This window comes from Nonomuraea sp. B1E8 (assembly GCF_039871515.1).
In the GTDB taxonomy this organism is placed as follows: Bacteria; Actinomycetota; Actinomycetes; order Streptosporangiales; family Streptosporangiaceae; genus Nonomuraea.
The window spans coordinates 398,228-413,823 of the sequence record NZ_JBDPLS010000006.1 but is presented as its reverse complement, the minus strand read 5'-3'; the positions used below and the strand labels follow the sequence as shown (position 1 = coordinate 413,823).

Sequence of the window (15,596 nt, the reverse complement as noted above, 5' to 3'; positions counted from 1 at the left end):
AGGTGCGTTGACATGGGTGAAACGTCCTGTCTAACGTGACGGATGTGCCCAAGCGCTTGCTTGCTTTCTCTGATCTGACCGCGATAGCCGGGGTCGGCTACACCCCCTTCACCAAGAACTCGGGCGTCAGCACCCTGACGCTGGCCTGCCGTGCCGTGCTGGCCGCCCTGGAGGACGCCGGGCTGCCCGTCGACCAGGTGGACGGCCTGGCCACGCACCGCGTGGGAGACTCGGCCCCGCCGACCCTGGTCGGCCCCGCCCTCGGGCTGGCGGACCTGGCCTGGCACCTGGACCAGTTCGGCGGGGGCAGCGTCTCGCACGCGGTCGTCGGCCAGGCCGCGCTGGCGGTCGCGACGGGCATGGCCGAGACGGTCGTCTGCTACCGGGCCATCAACGCCCGCTCGGAGTTCCGTATGGGCGGCACCGGCCGGGGCGTGCCGGTGAGCCCGGAGGTGCAGTACCAGGCCCCGTACGGCTATGTCGCGCCACCGCAGCAGTACGCCATGTACGCCCGCGCCCACATGCTGAAATACGGGACAAGAGCCGAGCACTTCGGGCAGCTGGCCGTCACCCAGCGCGCGAACGCCGCCCAGAACCCCCGCGCCCTGATGCGCACCCCCATCACCCTGGACGACTACCTGGCGAGCCGGTGGATCGCCGAGCCGTTCCGCCTCCTGGACTGCTGCCTGGAAACGGACGGCGCCTGCGCCGTCGTCGTCACCACCGCCGAACGCGCCCGCGCGCTCCGCCGCCCTCCCGTGCTGATCTCGGCCGCGGCCTGGGGCGGCGGCACCACCCACCTGTCGGGCCCCGGCGCCGACCCCACGGTGACCGCGGCCGCCGCCCTCGCCCCACGCCTGTACGCGCAGGCCGGTCTCGGGCCTGACGACGTCGACGTGGCCGAGCTGTACGACTGCTTCACCTACTCGGTGATCGTCCAGCTGGAGGACTACGGCTTCTGCGGCAAGGGCGAGGGCGGACCGTACGTGGCCTCGGGCGCCACCGCGGCCGGTGGCCCGCTTCCGGTCAACACACACGGCGGTTTCCTGTCCGAGGGCTACGTGCACGGCATGAACCACATCGCCGAGGCGGTCTCCCAGCTGAGAGGCGACGCCGGCGAGCGCCAGGTGCCGGGCGCGGAGGTGGCGCTGTCCACGGCCCAGCCCGGCTACATCCTTCCGGCCACCTCGGCCCTGATCCTGCGGAGGGCATGATGGCCGGGTACCGTCCGGAGCCCGACCGGGATTCCCGGGAGTGGTGGGAACGGGTCGGCAGGCGGGAGTTCGCGGTGCAGGTGTGCGACGCCTGCGGCACGGCCCGCTTCCCGGCCAGGGCGTTCTGCGGGCGATGCCGTACGGAGGGCGCGCACTGGCGGGAGGTGGCGCCCGAGGGAACGGTGGAGAGCTGGATCGTCAACCACCAGCCCTTCGTGCCCGGCCCGCGGGAGCCGTACGTGGTGGTGATGGTCAGGCTGGCGGCGGTCCCCGGCTGCTTCGTGTACGGGAACTGGCGCGGCCGGCGGCCGCCGGAGCATGGCGAACGGGTCACGGCTTCCTACACCCGGGTCGACGCGGACCTGACCCTGGTCGACTGGCGGCCAGGGCCCTAGACGATCGTCGGTCGCGGCGCAAGGTCTCGCGCTGGTTGATCTTGCGCCGCACATTGGATTGGTACCGGAAAACCCCACCAGCCCCGCTTTTCCCAAGCGGCTCACAGGTCGGGCCCCGAGGGTTGATGATGATGCGGTAGGCGTCAACGCGGACGGCTCGGTGGTGGCTGGCGTGAGAGGTTCTGGCGTGGTGACGGGCGCGACCGTGAGGTCGCGGGTCGTGACCCTGCCCGCCGCTGGGCCCGCCGCTGGGCCCGCCGCTGGGCCCGCCGCTGGGCCCGCCTGCGCCTGGCCGTGTCCGCCCGGCCTGGCCCGGGCGCCGCCTGACCGGAGCGAGCCTCGCAACGGGAGAAGAGGCTGCAATCGGTCGAATTCCCGGGCAACTGGTCGGTCCTCGGAGGAAAACGCGTCCTGGCGGGCGTGGGGGACCCGCCAGGACGCGCTTCCTGCCCCGTGTGCGACGGCGCCAGGACTCCGGCGAGGGATGGAGTCCTAGACCGTTAGCTCACACACGGAGTCGGTGGGGAGAGAGAAGGTTTGCGCTGCCGGCGACATGCGGCGATGTCCTGAGCTGGGTCAATCGGGTCATCGTCGGGGTGCGTGACGGGGGCGCCACCCTCCTCATTCCAGACAAAGGTTCCGTCTTCGCACCACACGGTCAGCTCAGTCAACGTCGATTGCATGGAGGTGCCACTGCTCTGGTAGGTGTGGGTGGACCCCTGGCGACACAACGCGTAACGCAGTAAACGTGTTGTGTCGCGAGAGGCATGCCAGCGCGGGTATGGCATATCCGTGCGGTCCGGCAACACTGGCCTTCACCTCCTCACCGGCCTATAGATGGATTTGTACCAACGAATGGATGATGGGCCGGGCGAGGGGGTTTGGTCAAGGGGTTGTGGCCTGCTAGAACCAGATCGTCTAAATTGTTGGAACAAAAGGGGTGAAAGTGGCAAGGTCGGTGCTGTATCAGCAGGTGGCTTCGGAGTTGAGACGAGCCATCTACTCGGGTGTCCTCGGCCCCGGGGCGCAGCTGCCGACCGAGGCGCAGCTCATGGAAGACCATGGGGTGAGCAGGAACACCGTCAGGCTGGCCCTCGGCGAACTCGTCAACGAAGGGCTGGTCACGCGCACGCCGCGGCGAGGGACGGTGGTCCGAGACCGCAGACCGCTGCTGATCTATCCGCAGCGGGAGCTGGAGCCGCAACCCAGTGGGGAACTTCGGGAAGCCTTCGCCTACGCCGTGGCGCAGGAAGGCCGCGCCCCGAGCCAGTACATCGAGGTCCTGACGGTGTCTCCGGTCGAGGAGATCGCCAGCAGGCTGGAGTTGGCCGATGGGGAATTGGCGGTGGTGAGACGTCGTCTGCGGTTCGTGGACGGCCAGCCGTACAACACCAATGATTCCTACTTTCCACGTGATCTCGTCGCCGACTCCGAGATCGCCAGGCCCGGAGACATCGCGCGAGGGGCGAACCGGGTGCTGGAAGAGCTGGGGCATGCGCAGATACGCGTCGTCGACGACATCTGGGCCCGCATGCCCAACCAGGAGGAAGCCGAGCGCCTCCAGCTCGAACTCGGCACGCCAGTCATGGTCTATGTCCGTGTTGGTTTCGACGGGGCCGATATGCCCGTGCGTGTCGCGGTGTCGGTGCTGCCCGCCGACAAACATCTGATCAGATACGAGCTCGATCGCCGCTGAAGAGCTCGTTCGAAGGGGTGATCCCGCCGGCCGGGCGCAGCGAGAATTAGCCGCCTCGCTGGCCTGGGGGAGTCGTGCATACTCCCCCAAATCGCCATTTATCCATATATATCGGGTTAAGGCCCATTTCGGTCACCGCGCACCATCGCGTCATCACGCTTTGTGTCAGCGCGGGCACCCGACGCAACGGGAGTTGTATTATGCACACGAACACGCTGCTTCATCCGCTCGCGCTCCGGCGCGCGGAACCCGCGGACCTTCCCGGCGTACTCACTCTTCTGGCGGACACCGCCGAGTGGCTCCATACGCAGGGTCTCAGGCAGTGGCCCCGCGGGGGTTTCGGTCCCGAGCGGATCGAGCCGCTCATCGAGGAGCGGGTGCTCTTCCTGCTCGACGACGAGCTCAGATATCTCGACCCCGACGAAACGGCACCACCGGTTGCCACCATAGCCCTCGACGACCACGCCGACCCGGAATTCTGGACACCTGCCGACGATCCGGGCGCGGCCCTCTACATCCACAAGCTCGCCGTCGCCCGCCCGTGGTCGGGCAGCGGTCTCGGCGACGCCCTGCTCGACTGGGCCGGAGCCGCGGCCTGCTCCGCGGGGCTGCCCTGGTTGCGGCTCGACTGCGCCAAGAACAATCCGCGCCTGCAGCGCTACTACCGCACCCGGGGGTTCCGGCACGTCCGTACGGTGGACCTGCCGCACCGGTCCTCCGGGGCCCTTTTCCAGCGCCCGTCGCTGGACCTTCCGGCCACGGCCTTCCGTGACCTGACGATGGCGGAGCTGATCAGCGCCTGACACTCCTGGCCCGGCCCCCGCGCGGGGGCCGGGCCCGCGTGTGCGTCCCGTGGACGGGTGGACCCCGCCCGTCCGCGACCATCCGGCAGCCCGCCGGTACGCGGCCCGTACGGGGGCTCTCGGGCGGGCGGAGAGGCACTGTGGGGGTGCCGTCCTGCCGCCTTTTGGGCTACGGCGGCAGAAGGGTGCAGAGCACCATATAACCTCTCCTGCATGACCGGATCCCTGCTCGAGGTGATCGCGCTCAACGTGCGCGACGCCGTGGCCGCCGAACAGGGCGGAGCCGACCGGCTCGAGGTCGTCGCCGACATGGCGGCCGACGGGCTGACCCCCTCCCCGGAGACCGTGGCCGCGATCGCCGCGGAATGCCCCCTCCCCCAGATGGTGATGCTCCGGCGCGACGCCGGCTTCACCGCCGACGCCGACGCGCTCGACCGGCTGGCCCGCGACGCCAAGGCGCTGGCACAGGCGGGGGCGGCGGGGTTCGTGTTCGGCTTCCTGGACGGGGCCGGCGCGGTCGACCTGGCGGCCACCGAGGCGCTCATCCACGCCGTCTCCCCGCTGCCCTGGACGTTCCACCGGGCCGTCGACCACGCCGCCGACGTGCAGGCGTCGTGGCGGGCCGTGCGGTTACTCCCCAACCTGGCCACCGTGCTCACCTCGGGCTCTCCCACGGGCGTGGGGAGCGGGCTGCCGGTGCTGAAGGCACGTGCCGAGGCGGGCGACGGCTCGATCATCCTGGCCGGTGGCGGCCTGCGGCCGGCGTACGTGCCCTCCCTGCTCGACTACGGCGTCCGCGCCTTCCACGTCGGATCGGCCGTGCGGGCGAGCTGGTCGGACCCGGTCGAGTGGCGCCTGGTACGCCAGTGGCGCGCCCTGGTCGAACGCGACTGAGCCGCGGCCCTTACGGAAGGGTCAGGTCGGCGCGCCGGAGGGCGGCCGTCAGCGTGCGGATGGTGGCGGGCTCGTCCATGACGCCCCCACCCGCCTGCCGCTGCTCCTCCCACGCGCTGACCCGCTCCCGGTAGGAGTCGTAGCGGGCCAGGTGGAAGGCGTAGACGGCGGCGAACCTGCTCACCAGGTGTGACGGGTGCATGTCCCAGCCCTGGTAGTAGCCGTGCCGCAGCGAGTGCCTGACGAGCTCGGCGTGCCGGCGCCACAACGCGTGCACGTCCTCCTTCCCGCCGGAGGCCGGCGAGGCGGCCAGCGAGCCGTCGGACAACTCCACCCCCGTGCCGGCGAACGCCGTCTGCATCACGTGCCTGGCGTGGTCGCAGGCCGGATGGTCGAGTCGCTGCTCGTGCGGCGGCAACCCGATGGCCGCCGTGTAGTCGAAGACCCCGAAATGCGCCGCCGCCAGCCGGCCGTCCAGCGACTCCGGCAGGTCACCGCGCAGGAAGTGCAGCGTCTGCGGCGCCTCCACCTGTATCTCGAACCGCAGCCGCGTCCCGAGCCCGCTCTCCAGCCGCGCCAGCACCTCGGCGAACTGCCCGAGGTAGGCCTCCATCAGCACCTTGGGAAAGGTCACCACGAACCCGCCGGGCAGTTCCCCGGCCCGCGCGACCACCCCCGTGACGAACCCGTCGAGCGTGCGCACCGACCGCTCGGGGTCGCCGTCGGCGAACGACTTCACCCGCAGCCCCCACCGCCGCGGCAACGCCCCGGCGGCGTGCAGCGCGGCCACCGCCTCGGCCGCCTGCTCCACGTGCCCGTCCTCGACCGCGTCGGGGCGTACGCCGTAGCCGTCCTCGAAGTCGACGCGCACGTCCTCGACGGGTTCGGACGCGAGCTTGCGCACCACCCGCTCGTGCACGGCCGGCGCCAGCCCGCCGGGCACGCCGAACACCTCGGCCAGCTCGCCGGGGCCGGCCAGATGGGCCTTGACCAGGGACGCCGCCTGGTCGCCCCACGCGGAGACCGTGCCGGCCGTGAACCGGTCGGCGGGGACGTAGACGGTGTGGACCGGCTGCCACTCCAGCTCGCCGGCGGGATAGCGGGCCTGCTGGACCGAGTACGCCTCCGCGAAACCCCTAAGGTCGGCACGCACGGAGCATGGCCTCCAAGCCCACGAGCTTGACGCGTTCGCCCCTGCCGAGCGACCTGGCCAGCTCGGCCTCGGCCCGCTCGATGGCCAGCCACTCCTCGTACGTCACCGGCCGCACCCCGCGCTCGGCCAGCAGCGCGTCGACGGAGCCGCGGTGCGCCCGCTCGTGTCCGGCGAGGTCGGCGAGGAGCGTGCGCACGGTCTCCGCCGCGTCGGACTTGTTGGTGCCGATCACCCCGGTGGGTCCGCGTTTCAGCCAGCCCGCCACGTATTCGCGCTCGCGCACCCGGCCGGCCTCGTGCGGCACGGTCATGGTCGCCTCGGAGAACGGCACCCCGGGCAGCGGCACGCTCTGGTAACCCACGGAACGCAGCACCATGCCGACGGGCAGCGTCTCGAACTCGCCCGTGCCGACCACGCGGCCCTCGTCGGACAGCCGGGTGCGTTCGAGCGTGATGCCCTCGACCCGCTCGGTGCCGAGGATCTCCACGGGCCGCAGCCAGAAGCGCACGTCGAGGCGGCGCGGCCGGCCCACCGGCTCGCGCTCGGCCCACGACTGCAGGACCTTGATGTTGCCCTGGACCTGGCGCGGGAAGTCGCCGCCCAGCACGACCGCCTCCTCCGGGCGGACGCAGACGTCGGCGTTGGCCAGCTCGCCGAGCTCGCGCAGCTCCTTCAGGGTGAACTTGGCGTGCTCAGGGCCACGGCGGCCGATCATGTGGATGGCCTTGACCTGGCTGTCCTGGAGGCGTTCGAGCACGTCGTGGGGCACGTCGGTCGAGCGCAGCTCGTCGGACGTCTTGGCCAGCACCCTGACGACGTCGACGGCCACGTTGCCGACGCCGATCACCGCGACCTCGGAGGTGTCGAGCGTGAACCTGCCGGAGTCGACGTCGGGATGGCCGCAGTACCAGTTGACGAAGTCGGTCGCCGCCACGCTCCCCGGCAGGTCCTCGCCGGGGATGCCGAGCTTCCTGTCGACCATCGCGCCCGTGCAGTAGACCACCGCGTCGTAGACGCCGAGCAGGTCGTCGACGGACAGGTGCTCGCCCAGCGTGACGCCGCCGAGGAAGCGCACCTCCGGCAGCTCCAGCACCCTGCGCAGGTAGTTGGCGATCGACTTGATCGACGTGTGGTCGGGCGCGACGCCGTACCTGACCAGCCCGTACGGGGTCGGCAGGCGTTCGAGCACGTCGACATGGACAGGCTCGGACGACTGCTTGACCAGGGCCTCCGCCGTGTAGATCCCGGCGGGGCCCGACCCGATGACCGCCACGTGCAACGCCACGCTGCCTCCTAAGACCCGGTCGCACGAGACATGTGTCCCTTAGGTACAACCGGCCGGTGTGATCGATGTATCCCCGATCGCCGACCCGGATGAACGCGGCCGGGCGAACGGGCGCACACCCGGGCAGTGCCGACGTGACCGCTCGTCCGGACCGCATCTTCAGGCCGTTTTTTCGGGCGCCGAGTTCACCGTAACCCGCCCGGCCCTCGCAGGGGACCCCTGAGGCTCACGGCAGCCGGTCGCGCAGGGCCCGCTTGTCGATCTTGCCGTTGGCGTTGGCGGGCAGGGCGTCGACCACGATGACGCGTTTGGGCACCTTGTGGCCGGACATGTTGGCCCTCGCCCAGGCGAGCAGGGCCTCGGGGTCGGGCGTCACGCCCGGCCGCGCGACCACGTACGCCAGGCCGGCCTCGCCCGCCACCGGGTCGGGCACGCCGATGACCGCGGCCTGCGCCAGCGAGCCCTCGCGCAGCAGCAGCGACTCGACCTCGGCGGGGGAGACGTTGAACCCGTTGACGATGTAGAGCTCCTTCTTGCGGTCCACGATGGCCAGGTTGCCGGCCTCGTCGAGCACGCCGACGTCGCCGGTGCGCAGCCAGCCGTCCGCGTCGACGGCCTCGGCCGTCCTGGCGGGCTCGTTCCAGTAGCCGCGCATCACACCGTAGCCGCGCTGCAGGATCTCGCCGCGCTCGCCGGGCGCGACCTCCTTGCCGTCATCGTCGACGATCCTGACCTCGATGCCGGGCACGGGCCTGCCCGTGGTGTTCGCGATCACGTCGATGGGGTCGCCGGCCCTGGTCATGGAGACGACCGTGCCCTCCATCAGCCCGTACGCGTTGATCATCCGCTCGAGCCCGACCCGCTCGACCATCCTGGTGATCAGGGAGGACGGCACGGCGGCGGCCCCGCAGATGGCCACCCGCAGCGACGACACGTCCCACGAACCCCGGTCCAGCTCGTCGAGCAGCCGGTGGAACAGGGTGGGCGGGCCGGCGAGCACGCTCGCCCGCTCGGACGAGATCAGCGACATGAGGGCGTCGGGGGTGAAGACCGGGACCGGCACCATCGTGGCCCGGCGCAGCACGCACGCGATGAGCCCGGCGTTCAACCCGAACCCGTGGCTGAACGGGGCGATCACCGGGTAGTGGTCGTGCTCGCCCAGGGTGACGATCTCGGACCAGTCCCAGTAGCCGCGCAGGATCTGCGCGTGGTCGAGCATGACGCCCTTGGGCGCGCCGGTGGTGCCCGACGTCGACATGATCTCGCACAGGTCGTCGGGGCGGACGGCGAGCGCCCGGTCCTCGGCCTCCCCGACGGAGACCGCCGCCCCCAGCGCATGTAAGCCGGCCTCAGCGCTCATCTCCGGGCCCGTCCCGGCGCTCACGACCCGCAGGTCGGGCAGCGGCGGCAGGAGGCCGGCGAGCGGGGCGTCCGCCGGGCCCGCGCCGGTGATCAGGACCTTCGCGCCCGTCTTGTCGATGAACTGGGCCGCCTCGATGCCCTTGTACCGGGACGAGAGGGGCACGATGACCGCGCCCGCGTCCCAGATCCCGAAGGCGTGCGCCACCCAGGACGCCGAGTTCACCCCCCACATCGCCACCCGGTCACCCGGGCCGACGCCCAGGGCGATCAGGCCGCGGGCGATCCCGGCCGCCGCCGCCCGCAACCCGGACAAGGTCACGCCGGCGCCGCCCCCGGCGACCACGGTGCCGCCGGGGTGGTGCTCGGCCTGGTCGCGCAGCATGCGGGGGAGCGTCCCCCAGTCCGGCATCGGTGCCATCGGCTCGCGCCTCCCGTCGCCTCTCAGATGATGAGCGCCCGGTCCCTGCCGAGGTGGTGGCCGCGCAGGTCGGTCACCGTCGCGGGGAAGGGCGCCTCCGAGACGTTCCCGGCGATCTCCACGTCGATCGAGACGGGGGTCAGCGCCCGGAGCGCATGCTCGATCCGCGAGCGCCACATGGGGTTGCCCACCAGGCTCTCGCGGGTGAAGGTCACCGTCAGCGCCGCCGCGTCCAGCGTTCCCGGGCGGCTGATCGCCAGCTCCCAGCCCGCCACGCCGTCGATCTTCGCCAGCGCCTTCTCGACGCGGGGCAGGGCCAGCCACACGCCCCTCACGAGGACGTGCTCGCCGGCCGTATGGGCGGGCGCGGGGATGCCGGGACCGTCCTCAGGACCGGTCCTGGCCACCAGCCCGGTCCTGAGCACGGCGTCGCCGAGCGTCGCGTGGCCGCGAGGGGTGAGGACGAGCTCGGCCAGCGGGCCGGGCGGCGCGGACCGGTCGTCCTTGGTCAGGGGAGCCGGGGCGATCAGGCCGCCGGCGAGCGGCGTGAACGGGTCGTCCTCGGCCGCGCGCCAGGCCAGGGCCATGCCGCCGAACGGGCTCGCCAGCACCTCCGTGACGCGTGCCCCGAACTCGCCCGCCAGATGGCCGATCGTGCGCTTCGAGGCGATCTCGCCGGTGAGCACGACGGTCCTGAGGCCCAGATCCAGCGGGTCCAGCAGGAACTCCAGGTGCAGGCGGGCCAGGAAGTCCATCGCTCCCGTGGGGGTGATGACCAGCGTGGTGGCCCTCAGCGCGGACAGCGTGTGGTGCAGCCGCATCCGGCCGCGGGGCCCGGCGCAGGCGGCGGCCGCTGCCACGTCGGCCGCCGCGGCGCTCCACAGCGCGCCCGCGGGCTCCGCCAGGGCCACCACGACGCGGTCGCGCTCGCCCACCCCCGCAGCGCGCAGCGCCGCGCCGGTCAGCGCGGACGCCGCCGCGCGGTCGTCCGGCCCCATCGGCAGGACGCTCGACGCGTCGGGGGAGACGAGGAGCAGGCCGGTGGCGGCGTGCCCGGCGGCCCCGAGGTCGTCACGGGTCAGCCAGCGGCGGGTCACCGCGCCACCTCGGTCATGAAGAGCGTCATCGCGTCGCACACCCGGTCGTGTGCCAGGCCGCCGACCTGCGCCTGGATGATGAGGTCGGTGGCGCCCGCCTCGGCGATCCCGGCCAGGGCCTTGCGCGAGCCCGCCACGTCGTCCACCACCACCATCAGGTTCTCGCGCAGGGTGGCCATCGCCTCCTCCGGAGGCAGCCCGGCCGCCAGCTGGCCCAGCACGCGGTGCGTGGCATGGCGGGCGTCGTAGTAGCCGGGCGGGGTGACGAGGTTGACCTGGCGGCGGATGTACCACAGCACGGCGTCGGCGGCCGTGGCGGTCGCCTCGTCGCGGGTGGGGGCGACGTACCAGGGGATCATCAGGGCGACGCGCCGGCTGGCCGGGTCGAAGCCGCTCTCGGCCAAGCATTTCCGATATTTCGTGATGTCGGCGGCCACGTCGTCGATGCCCTTGAGCATGGTCATGCCGAGCAGGTTGTACCCGTTCCGCGCCGCCGCCAGATAACCCTCCAGCGACGTGGACGCCACCCACACCGGTGGATGCGGCTCCTGCGCCGGCCGGGGGTAGACGGCCACGTCGGGGATCTCGAAGAACTCGTTCGACCTGCTGACCGGCGCGCCGTCGGCCCGCCAGATCGCCAGCGTCGCCTCCAGTGAGTCCTCCCAGATCCGCCGCGACTGTTCGAACGGCCGCTGGAACGCCTGGTACTCCAGCGGCGAGGCGCCCCGTCCCGTGCCGAACTCCACCCGCCCGCCGCTGAGCACGTCCAGCGTGGCGACGCGCTCGGCCGTGCGGATCGGGGACTGGAACGGCAGCAGCACCACGCCGAGCCCCAGACGGATGTGCTCGGTGCGCTGGGAGATGGCGGCAAGGACCAGGTCGGGGGCGGAGGAGTGGGAGAAACCCCTGGTGAAGTGGTGCTCCACGAACCACGCGGTGTCGTACCCCAGCCGGTCGCCCAGCACCACCTGCTCGATCACGTTCTGGAACGCCTGTTGTTCGACGTCGCGGGTGCGACCGCGGACCTCCAGTTCGTATCCCAGGCTGATCCGTAGGGACGTCATCGCGCCTCCGGCAGGTTGGTGACCAAGCGCTCGCTTGGTAGAGCGTATCAGCGGCAAAGACTTGCGGGAAGGGCGCGGCGACGATCAGAGTGATGCCCGTGAAGCGAAAGCGCGCGCCGCGGCGGCCCAAGGACGGCGCGCTCCCCGGCCCCGGTCCTGGCAGCGGTCCTGGCAGCGGCCCCGACTCCGGCGACGACGACCTCTCGCTCGCGGGCGCCCGCGGCTACGAGGCGTTCGGCCGGGTGATGGCCGCGCTCGCGACCGAGGTCGACTTCATCGAGTCGTGCCGCGACCTGACCTGGTGGCGCGGAGCAGACCACAGCTGGCACATCGAGTGGCGCGACGGCCCGTACGCCTCGGAGGTGGCCGAGCTCCTCTCAGGTCATGTCCGCGCCTCCGACGGTCCTCTCGTCACCGAGGCGGGCCCGGGCGGCGCCGGCTCGGCCATGCTCGACGTGATGGGCGTGCGGTTCGAGTTGCGCGCGATCGACCCGATGGGCCGGGCCACCCTGCGGGCGCGGTCCGGTTTCTGGCGGTTGTCCGAGGCTCTCGACACCACCCGCCGCACCAACGCCCGTCACCCGTGGGAGGAACTGCTCGGAGGCTAGGCGCCCGCGAAGACGTGAGCCGCCAGGCGGGCGCGGTGGGCCTGGGGAGGCCCGAAGAGCTGCGCGTCCGAGGTGGCGCGCTTGAGATAGCGGTGCGCGGGGTGTTCCCAGGTGATCCCGATCCCGCCGTGGACCTGGATGTTCTCGCCGGCCGCCGCCAGATAGGCCTCCGTGCAGTACGACCCCGCGATGGCCGCGGACACCTCGTCGCGGGCCGCGGCCTCCGCCGCCGAGCAGGCCGACTCCACCAGCAGGAGCAGATCGGCCAGCTTGTGCTTGATCGCCTGGAAGGACCCGATCGGCCGCCCGAACTGCCGCCGCGCCCTGGCGTGCTCGACGGCCATCTCCAGGCACCGCCGCGCCCCGCCCGCCTGCTCGGCGGCCAGGGCCGCGATGCCGAGGTCGCGCACACGGGTCCACGCCCCGCCGTCGCCCAGCCGGCGTGCCGGGGCCTGCCGGAAGGCGAGCCGCTGCAACGGGCGGCTCTCGTCCATCGTCGCGTACGGCTCGCGCCGCGTCGGCACGGCCTCCACCAGCAGCCCGCCGGCGTAGACGAGCACCACCTCGCCCGCCGGCGCGTACGGCACGTCCCCCGTGAGCAGGTCGCCCTCCAGTCGCAGGTCGCCGTCGCCCGGCAGCACCACGGTCGCGGTCGCGGAGCCGTCGGCCAGCGTGCTCAGCAGCTCCCCGGCTCCGCAGGCCTCGGCCGCCGCGACGGACATCACCGCCGACTGCAGGAACGGATGAGGAGACAGGACCCGGCCCAGCTCCCCGGCCACGGCCGCCATCTCGGCCGGGCCGCAGCCCGCGCCGCCGTGCTCCTGGGGGACGAGCAGCCCGGCGATGCCCAGGTCGCGCGCGGCCTCTCGCCACGACGCGCCGGGCCGGCCGGCGAGATAGGCGCGGACGGCGTCGCGCAGCTCATCGGGAAGGCCCACGGACGCATCTTAACCAAGCGGTTGCTTGATGGTACACCAATGACCCAATTTTGCCCTTTTTGTACGATTTCATAGTCTGGCACTGGTCATCCCTGGAATCTGCCGGGAAAGGGCTGACCTGGGATGGAGATGAACAACACCACGCTCGACTATGGCGACTACGCCGAATACGACCGGCGGCAGCGCAACATCGAACACCACCTGCTGGCGGCCTTCCTCGGTGGTCTGGCCGTCGGCCTCATGGGCATGCTCGTCACCGGCGACGCCCCCGGATGGCTGGGCCAGATCTACGACCCGTACGCCTACTTCGCCCTCACCCTGGCGGTGGGCGCCACCGCCTCGGGAATCGGGTGGGCGCTGGTGACGACGTTCCTGGCGGCCGTGTCCACGCTGGTGTCGGCCATGGGCACGAGCGCGCTGCTCGGCGGCGACGTCCTGGGGCCCGTCGGCGAGGCCGCCGGGGTCAACTGGGCCCTCGTCCTGCTCGTCTGCCTGGGCCTGGCCGCCCATGTCACCCGCAGGGACGACGTGTGGGGCGACGTCGCGGCGTCCGCGGTCGGCGCGGCCCTGATCGCGGACGTGGCCGGCCGGGCGGTTCCCCGGCTCGTGGAGAGCGACGTCTCGTTCTGGCCGTATCCCGCGGTGGTGATCGGGCTGCTGTCCGTGGCGCTGGTGCTCGGGTTGCGCAGGAACGCGTGGGGACGGGTGCGCGCGCTGGCGATGTCGGCGGTGTTGTCGACCCTGCTCGCGGCCGGCCTGACCGGTTCGCCGGCGGGCCTGCTCCCGCTGCCGGTCTGACCCCGGGGACAAGCAGCGCGGCGCGCCGCCGGAAGTCGATAGCCTGTAGTCCTTCAGAGCCGGGTTCGAGCAAGGAGTGGCCGTGTTGCTGCGCATGTCGTCGTTGTTTCTTCGCACCCTGCGGGACGACCCGGCAGACGCGGAAGTGCCGAGCCACAAGCTCCTCGTCCGCGCCGGCTACGTCCGCCGCGTGGCGCCCGGCATCTACTCCTGGCTCCCCCTCGGCAAGCTGGTGCTCGACAACATCACCAGGATCGTCCGCGAGGAGATGAACCGGATGGGCGGCCAGGAGGTGCTCTTCCCCGCCCTGCTGCCCCGCGACTACTACGAGGCGACCGGCCGCTGGACCGAATACGGTGACACGCTCTTCCGCCTGCGGGACCGCAAGGGCGCCGACTATCTGCTCGGCCCCACGCACGAGGAGCTCTTCGCCGACATGGTCAAGGGCGAATACTCCTCCTACAAGGACTACCCGGTCATCCTCTACCAGATCCAGACCAAATATCGCGACGAGGCCCGGCCCAGGGCGGGCATCCTGCGCGGCCGCGAGTTCCTCATGAAGGACTCCTACTCCTTCGACCTCGACGACGACGGGCTCAAGCGCTCCTACGAGCAGCACCGCGAGACCTACATCCGCACGTTCGACCGCCTCGGCATCAACTACAAGATCGTCTTCGCGCAGTCGGGCGCGATGGGCGGCTCGGCCTCGGAGGAGTTCCTGGCGCCCACGCCCACCGGCGAGGACACGTTCGTGGCCTGCCGCGCCTGCGGCTACGCGGCCAACGCCGAGGCCGTCGTCACGCCCCCGCCCGCCGCCCGCACCTTCGACGACGCGCCCGCGCTGCGGGTCATGGACACCCCCGGCACCCCGACCATCGAGACGCTGGTCTCCTACGTCAACGAGCACCACGGCCTGTCCGTCACCGCCGCCGACACGCTCAAGAACGTCGTCGTCAAGGTGACCACGCCCGGTTCCGACAAGGCCGAGACGCTGGTCATCGGCGTGCCCGGCGACCGCGAGGTCGACTTCAAGCGCCTTGAGGCCGCCCTGGCGCCCGGCGAGCCCGCCATCTTCGACGCCGCCGACTTCGCCCGGCACCCGGGCCTCGTACGCGGCTACATCGGCCCGCAGGCCCTGCGCGAGCTCGGCATCCGCTACCTCGTCGACCCGCGTGTCGCCACCGGCACATCCTGGGTGACGGGCGCCAACGAGCCCGGCAAGCACGCCGCCAACGTGGTCGCGGGGCGCGACTTCGTCCCCGACGGCACGATCGAGGCCGCCGAGGTGCGCGCCGGCGACGCCTGCCCCCGCTGCGGCTCCGAGCTGTCCATCGACCGCGGCATCGAGATCGGCCACATCTTCCAGCTCGGCCGCAAATACGCCGACGTGGCCGGGCTCGACGCGCTCGGCCCCGACGGCAAGCCCGTCCGCGTCACGATGGGCTCCTACGGCATCGGCGTCTCGCGTGCCGTGGCGGTCATCGCGGAGCAGCTGCACGACTCGCTCGGGCTGGTGTGGCCGCGCGAGGTCGCGCCCGCCGACGTGCACATCGTCGGCACCGGCAAGGAGAACCAGGTCGAGGCCGCGCTCGAACTGGCCGCCGAGCTGGAGTCGCGCGGCCTGCGGGTGCTGGTCGACGACCGGGCGCAGGTCTCGCCGGGAGTGAAGTTCAAGGACGCCGAGCTGCTGGGGCTGCCGACGATCGTGGTGGTCGGGCGCGGCCTGGCGCAGGGCGTGGTCGAGCTGCGCGACCGCGTCTCCGGCGAGAAGTCGGAGATTCCGCTCGCCGGGGCCGCCGACCGCATCGTCGCCGCCGCCTCCTGAGGTTCCGCCGCGGCGCCCATCCGCTTGAGGGCGGGCGCCGCGACCT

Annotated in this window: 14 protein-coding genes; 8 read left to right on the top strand and 6 right to left on the bottom strand. The window is 71.9% G+C overall.

Annotated features, from left to right (window positions below; translation table 11 throughout):
- Positions 1–44: 44 nt before the first annotated feature.
- The 5 genes from ABGA98_RS22550 to ABGA98_RS22530 all read left to right on the top strand — a co-directional run bounded on the left by ABGA98_RS22550 (position 45) and on the right by ABGA98_RS22530 (position 5,002).
- Complete coding sequence (locus ABGA98_RS22550; RefSeq protein ID WP_347620339.1) at positions 45–1,214, top strand: acetyl-CoA acetyltransferase; 1,170 nt, start codon at positions 45–47, stop codon at positions 1,212–1,214.
- Complete coding sequence (locus ABGA98_RS22545; RefSeq protein WP_347620338.1) at positions 1,214–1,609, top strand: OB-fold domain-containing protein; 396 nt, start codon at positions 1,214–1,216, stop codon at positions 1,607–1,609. The genes ABGA98_RS22550 and ABGA98_RS22545 overlap by 1 nt, the downstream gene beginning before the upstream one ends.
- A gap of 946 nt (positions 1,610–2,555) precedes the next feature.
- Positions 2,556–3,305, top strand: a complete 750-nt coding sequence (locus ABGA98_RS22540; protein ID WP_347620337.1) for a GntR family transcriptional regulator — start codon at positions 2,556–2,558, stop codon at positions 3,303–3,305.
- A 200-nt stretch (positions 3,306–3,505) separates the two neighbouring features.
- Entirely contained in the window at positions 3,506–4,108 is a 603-nt protein-coding gene (locus ABGA98_RS22535) for a GNAT family N-acetyltransferase (protein ID WP_347620336.1), read from the top strand.
- A 213-nt stretch (positions 4,109–4,321) separates the two neighbouring features.
- Positions 4,322–5,002 (top strand): copper homeostasis protein CutC, encoded by a 681-nt coding sequence (locus ABGA98_RS22530; protein ID WP_347620335.1) that lies wholly within the window; start codon positions 4,322–4,324, stop codon positions 5,000–5,002.
- Positions 5,003–5,012: 10 nt separating this feature from the next.
- Here ABGA98_RS22530 and ABGA98_RS22525 read toward each other — a convergent pair whose 3' ends face one another.
- The 5 genes from ABGA98_RS22525 to ABGA98_RS22505 form a co-directional block, all read right to left on the bottom strand.
- On the bottom strand, positions 5,013–6,155 hold the full coding sequence (locus ABGA98_RS22525; RefSeq protein WP_347620334.1) for an aldolase: 1,143 nt from the start codon (positions 6,153–6,155) through the stop codon (positions 5,013–5,015).
- Entirely contained in the window at positions 6,139–7,440 is a 1,302-nt protein-coding gene (locus ABGA98_RS22520) for an FAD-dependent oxidoreductase (protein ID WP_347620333.1), read from the bottom strand. The genes ABGA98_RS22525 and ABGA98_RS22520 overlap by 17 nt, the downstream gene beginning before the upstream one ends.
- Before the next feature lie 226 nt (positions 7,441–7,666).
- Positions 7,667–9,220, bottom strand: a complete 1,554-nt coding sequence (locus ABGA98_RS22515) for an AMP-binding protein (protein ID WP_347620332.1) — start codon at positions 9,218–9,220, stop codon at positions 7,667–7,669.
- Between the two features lie 23 nt (positions 9,221–9,243).
- Positions 9,244–10,317 carry a hypothetical protein gene (locus ABGA98_RS22510; protein WP_347620331.1) on the bottom strand — a complete coding sequence of 358 codons (1,074 nt, stop codon included), beginning with the start codon at positions 10,315–10,317 and terminating at the stop codon, positions 9,244–9,246.
- Entirely contained in the window at positions 10,314–11,381 is a 1,068-nt protein-coding gene (locus tag ABGA98_RS22505) for an LLM class flavin-dependent oxidoreductase (RefSeq protein WP_347620330.1), read from the bottom strand. Before ABGA98_RS22505 ends, ABGA98_RS22510 begins: the two co-directional genes overlap by 4 nt.
- Before the next feature lie 92 nt (positions 11,382–11,473).
- On the opposite strand from ABGA98_RS22505, the gene ABGA98_RS22500 reads away from it, so the two are divergent.
- Positions 11,474–11,989 (top strand): hypothetical protein, encoded by a 516-nt coding sequence (locus ABGA98_RS22500; RefSeq protein WP_347620329.1) that lies wholly within the window; start codon positions 11,474–11,476, stop codon positions 11,987–11,989.
- On the opposite strand, the gene ABGA98_RS22495 is transcribed toward ABGA98_RS22500, so the two are convergent.
- Positions 11,986–12,927 (bottom strand): acyl-CoA dehydrogenase family protein, encoded by a 942-nt coding sequence (locus ABGA98_RS22495; protein ID WP_347620328.1) that lies wholly within the window; start codon positions 12,925–12,927, stop codon positions 11,986–11,988. The genes ABGA98_RS22500 and ABGA98_RS22495 overlap by 4 nt on opposite strands.
- A 129-nt stretch (positions 12,928–13,056) precedes the next feature.
- Between ABGA98_RS22495 and ABGA98_RS22490 the strand changes: the two genes are divergently transcribed.
- Positions 13,057–13,725, top strand: coding sequence for a hypothetical protein (locus tag ABGA98_RS22490; protein ID WP_347620327.1), 669 nt, complete (start codon positions 13,057–13,059; stop codon positions 13,723–13,725).
- Between the two features lie 82 nt (positions 13,726–13,807).
- A complete protein-coding gene (locus ABGA98_RS22485; protein ID WP_347620326.1) occupies positions 13,808–15,550 on the top strand; it encodes a proline--tRNA ligase in 1,743 nt (580 codons plus the stop codon).
- Positions 15,551–15,596: the final 46 nt, after the last annotated feature.

What these genes read in the sequence shown, in the direction of transcription:
- ABGA98_RS22545 (WP_347620338.1), top strand. Translation starts at nt 1,214, where the DNA reads ATGGCCGGGTACCGTCCGGAGCCCGACCGGGATTCCCGGGAGTGGTGG.
- ABGA98_RS22535 (WP_347620336.1), top strand. Translation starts at nt 3,506, where the DNA reads ATGCACACGAACACGCTGCTTCATCCGCTCGCGCTCCGGCGCGCGGAA.
- ABGA98_RS22530 (WP_347620335.1), top strand. Translation starts at nt 4,322, where the DNA reads ATGACCGGATCCCTGCTCGAGGTGATCGCGCTCAACGTGCGCGACGCC.
- ABGA98_RS22515 (WP_347620332.1), bottom strand. Translation starts at nt 9,220, where the DNA reads ATGGCACCGATGCCGGACTGGGGGACGCTCCCCCGCATGCTGCGCGAC.
- ABGA98_RS22505 (WP_347620330.1), bottom strand. Translation starts at nt 11,381, where the DNA reads ATGACGTCCCTACGGATCAGCCTGGGATACGAACTGGAGGTCCGCGGT.
- ABGA98_RS22500 (WP_347620329.1), top strand. Translation starts at nt 11,474, where the DNA reads ATGCCCGTGAAGCGAAAGCGCGCGCCGCGGCGGCCCAAGGACGGCGCG.
- ABGA98_RS22490 (WP_347620327.1), top strand. Translation starts at nt 13,057, where the DNA reads ATGAACAACACCACGCTCGACTATGGCGACTACGCCGAATACGACCGG.